Source organism: Caballeronia sordidicola, from assembly GCF_002220365.1.
In the GTDB taxonomy this organism is placed as follows: Bacteria; Pseudomonadota; Gammaproteobacteria; order Burkholderiales; family Burkholderiaceae; genus Caballeronia; species Caballeronia sordidicola_C.
Map to the genome: position 1 here is coordinate 1 of NZ_MTHB01000239.1, position 3,757 is coordinate 3,757.

Consider the following 3,757-nt stretch of genomic DNA (forward strand, 5'->3'; position numbering starts at 1 on the left):
AGGAAGCCCAGCAGCGTTGCCCTGCTAACGGTCTTCGCATCGGATCGGTCGGACATAACCACCGCACCTTCGATTCCGATAAAGACCCACAGTGTCACCAGCATCGTGCTCTTCACCTGAGCGAGCAGGCTGCCGAGCGGCTTGCCTGCGGACTGCGTAGCGCTGACATGGCCCCAGAAGTCGCTGCCCCACAGCCCCGCTTTCATCGAGAACGCGACGATCAGTATGAAGAACGCGATCGGGATGAACTTGGCAATAGTACCGATGATATTGAGAGCCGCCGCGCCCTTGATGCCCCGCAGCACCAGCCAGTTCATGATCCAGAACAGGACTGACGCGAGCGCGACTGCTTGCCAGGTATTGCCACCCTTGAAATACGGCGGAAAAAACGCATTCAGCGTGTCCATCAGCAGTACGCCGAAGCCTACGTTACCAAAGGCCGACGACAGCCAGTAACCCCAGGCGATCTGAAACCCAGCGTACTTGCCGAAACCGCTGCGCGAGTACATGTAGATCCCGGACGTCAGCTCAGGCTTGATGTCTGCCAACACCTGGAGGGTTCTGGCCAGGAAGAAGATGCCGAGCCCGGACACGACCCACGCAATGATAACGGCGCCCAGCGAGGCGAACTGGGGCATGTTCTGCGGTAAGTTGAAAACGCCCCCGCCGACCATCGCACTGACGACGAGCATCGTCATTGCGACTAGCCCAAGCTTCTTGTTGTTTTTCGAGGTCGCTTTCGAGTCAGCCATTGTTTTACCTTTCAGCGATTGGGAGTTGCAGGCCGGGTCGGATGTGATTGCTTCACGCATAAGATTCGGTACTGTCCGGCTTCAACCTCGACACCGTGCGTGTCGTGGGCGAAACCCGGCATTTCGGCGTCGAACGCTTCGAGTGCCTTGAGGTAGCCGAGCAACGGGCCCTGGGCATCGCCTGCATTTTCACCGGGCATCATCAAAGGAATTCCGGGTGGATACGGGACCACGCCCGTGGCAACCGTGCGCCCCGCCATCTGGTCGAGCGTCAGCAATTCGACGTCGTTATTGACAACACGCTCATAAGCCTGCACCGGTGACAAGACTGCCGTGGGCAACGAGCCAAAGCTTGCGTGAAGGAGCTCGGTGGTCCGATACTTCTTCACCGCTGCGAATAGCGCCTTGGCGAGATCGGCAAGGCCAAGCGTGCCGTAGTGTGCCGGGTGCGCCGCGACGAGAGCCGGGATAGCCTGAGCGAGCGGCGTGTTGGCGAGCACGTCGCGATGAAATCCGAGTAGCGCATTGATCAGCGTGCCCCATTTTCCACGCGTGATGCCCATCGAAAACAGGAACAGGCTAGTGAAGTCCGTGGTCTTCTCCACGACAATGCCTTGTGCGTCGAGGTAGGCAGCGAGCAATGCGGCCGGGATTCCCTCGGACATCAACGTGCCGTCACGTTCCATACCGGGTGTCACGACCGACACCTTGATCGGGTCCAGCATGCAATACCCGTCCTCAAGGTCGGCAAACCCATGCCACGACTCACCCGGACGCAGCACCCATGCGTTCGGGTCGCGCGCGAGAATTTCCGGATCGGCCTCGTGGAACGGTATCGTCTTGCCGCTCTGAACGTCAGCAACGGTGTCCGGCTGCCACGCGTTGCAGAACCAACTGCCCTTGGCTTGGAATTCAGCGTGAAGCCGCGCCAGCGTCTGCCGAAAAGCCACTGCTTCGCGGATCGACTCGCCGGTCAGCGCCTCGCCCGATGGGCCATCCATCATCGCAGCAGCAACGTCGTTCGACGCAATGATCGCGTACTGCGGCGACGTCGACGCATGCATCATGAACGCCAGATTGAATCGCTCATGATCGATTGGCCGGCGCCCGTCGCGTACGTGAATGTAGGACGCCTGCGACAGCGCCGCCAGCAACTTGTGGGTCGACTGTGTCGCGAAAATCGTCGGGCCGTCCCCAGACGACTCGGCAGGGTTACCGTGCATCGCGAAGCGACCGGCGTAGAGCGGGTTGAACCGCGCGTAGCCGTACCACGCTTCGTCGAAATGGAGCCGATCCACGGACAGCCCGAGCAGCTGTACGACGTGCTCCACGTTATAGCAGAGGCCATCGTAGGTCGAATTCGTTATTACCGCGTGGAGCGGCTCTCGATTAATACCCTCCGTAACGAGCGCATTGGCTCCGATACGATCACGGATGGCGCCCGGCTCGAGATGTTGCGAGGGAATGGGTCCGATGAGGCCGAGGTAGTTACGCGAAGGCATCAAGTAAGTCGGGATCGCGCCGGAGAGGGTCATCGCGTGCTCGACCGACTTGTGACAGTTTCGGTCGCACAAAGCGATTTGATCGCGCGTCACGCTTGCCATCAGGATTACACGGTTCGAGGTGGAAGAGCCGTTGGTGACGAAATACGTGCGATCCGCGCCGAACACCCGCGCAGCATTGCGCTCCGCTTCGCCGATCGGGCCCGAGTGGTCGAGAAGCGAACCCAGTTCGCCAACAGAAATCGACAGATCAGACCGAAACAATTCTTCGCCAAAAAACTCATAAAACGCGCGCCCGGCTGGGTGTTTGAGAAAGGCCGTGCCCCCGCTGTGTCCCGGGGTGTGCCACGAATACTCATAGGTGCCGGCGAAGGTCGCTAACGCCTTGAACATCGGTGGCAGCAACGTGTCCCGGTAGCGATCGATCGCGGCAGCAACGCGCCCACCGACGAAGTCGGGCGTATCCTCGAACAGCCAGATGTAGTCGTTGACAGCCTCGAGGGTCTCAGCAGGCACTTCCGCGAGTGAGCCGCTCGCAGCAAGGAGGAACACTGGCAACCGTGCAGCGCGTCCACGCACGGTGGCGATGACACTGCGTGCACTTCCATGCCCCGACGTCCCCTCGAGCTCCCAATCGATCAGCACCGCTTGCAATAACGCATGGGTCGCGATCTGCGCTTGCGCTTCGCGCAGCGAAACGGCGTCGATGACACTGATGCCGCGCGCTTGCAGATCCCGGACCAACGCGGCAGTGGCGCGGCCTGCGGCGCTGACTTCATTCATCCCGTTATGGACCACCAGCACGCGACGATCGAACAGGATTCCCGGGACATCATGCATGAATGCTCCTTGTGCGTCGCACGGCGTGACGCGAACGCCGCCTTGTGGTCGGTCCCGGTGCAGTGGGTGAAACGTTCACCAATCTGAAGGCGCAGGTGTCGTCGATCAACATGCCTATTCCTTCACAACGTAGGTATGGAGCACGACCTTCCCGTCGACATCGTCGGCGTAGACGCCCTGTACCTCAAACTCAAAGCCAGGAAAGCGGTTGAACGCCTCCTCGAAGACGAGAAAATAGTCGAGCATCGGTTGCGCCCGCTCGTCAAAACGCTCGCCTGGTACAACAATGCCGATGCCGGGCGGGTAGATGAGCGCGAGCACTGCCGCGATCCGCCCCTGACACTTCGCGAGCGGCAAGTAGTCGACGCGGTTGCCCACGAACGCCTCTGTGGCCTGCTGCACCGACATTGCCTGTTTCGGGAAGTGCTCGCTGCGAAAGCACAGGCGCTGCAGCTCCGTGACGTTGCGCTCGCGATAGAACTGGTGCATCTCATCGCACAGTCGCTGGAGCGTGTAGCCGCTATATCGCTCCGGGTAGCGCGCAAGCGTCGTCGGTAACACGTCCTCAAGAGGAGCGTCCGTGTCGTATAGCGTCTTGAACCCGACCAGATGGGAGATCAAGGAAGCACTCTTGCCAGGCTCGACCGCAGGCGTTAGCAGGAA

General features: G+C 60.4%; 2 protein-coding genes and 1 pseudogene. All 3 read right to left on the minus strand.

Annotated features, from left to right (window positions below):
• Positions 1 to 812 (minus strand): amino acid permease (locus BSU04_RS33350; protein WP_256983646.1); only part of this gene is annotated, 812 nt, incomplete at its 3' end.
• Positions 764 to 3,094, minus strand: coding sequence for an Orn/Lys/Arg decarboxylase N-terminal domain-containing protein (locus BSU04_RS33355; RefSeq protein WP_089164543.1), 2,331 nt, complete (start codon positions 3,092 to 3,094; stop codon positions 764 to 766). The genes BSU04_RS33350 and BSU04_RS33355, both read right to left, overlap by 49 nt.
• 114 nt (positions 3,095 to 3,208) lie before the next feature.
• Positions 3,209 to 3,757, minus strand: a pseudogene (locus tag BSU04_RS33360) (amino acid decarboxylase); the annotation flags it as partial.

What these genes read in the sequence shown, in the direction of transcription:
- BSU04_RS33355 (WP_089164543.1), bottom strand. Translation starts at nt 3,094, where the DNA reads ATGCATGATGTCCCGGGAATCCTGTTCGATCGTCGCGTGCTGGTGGTC.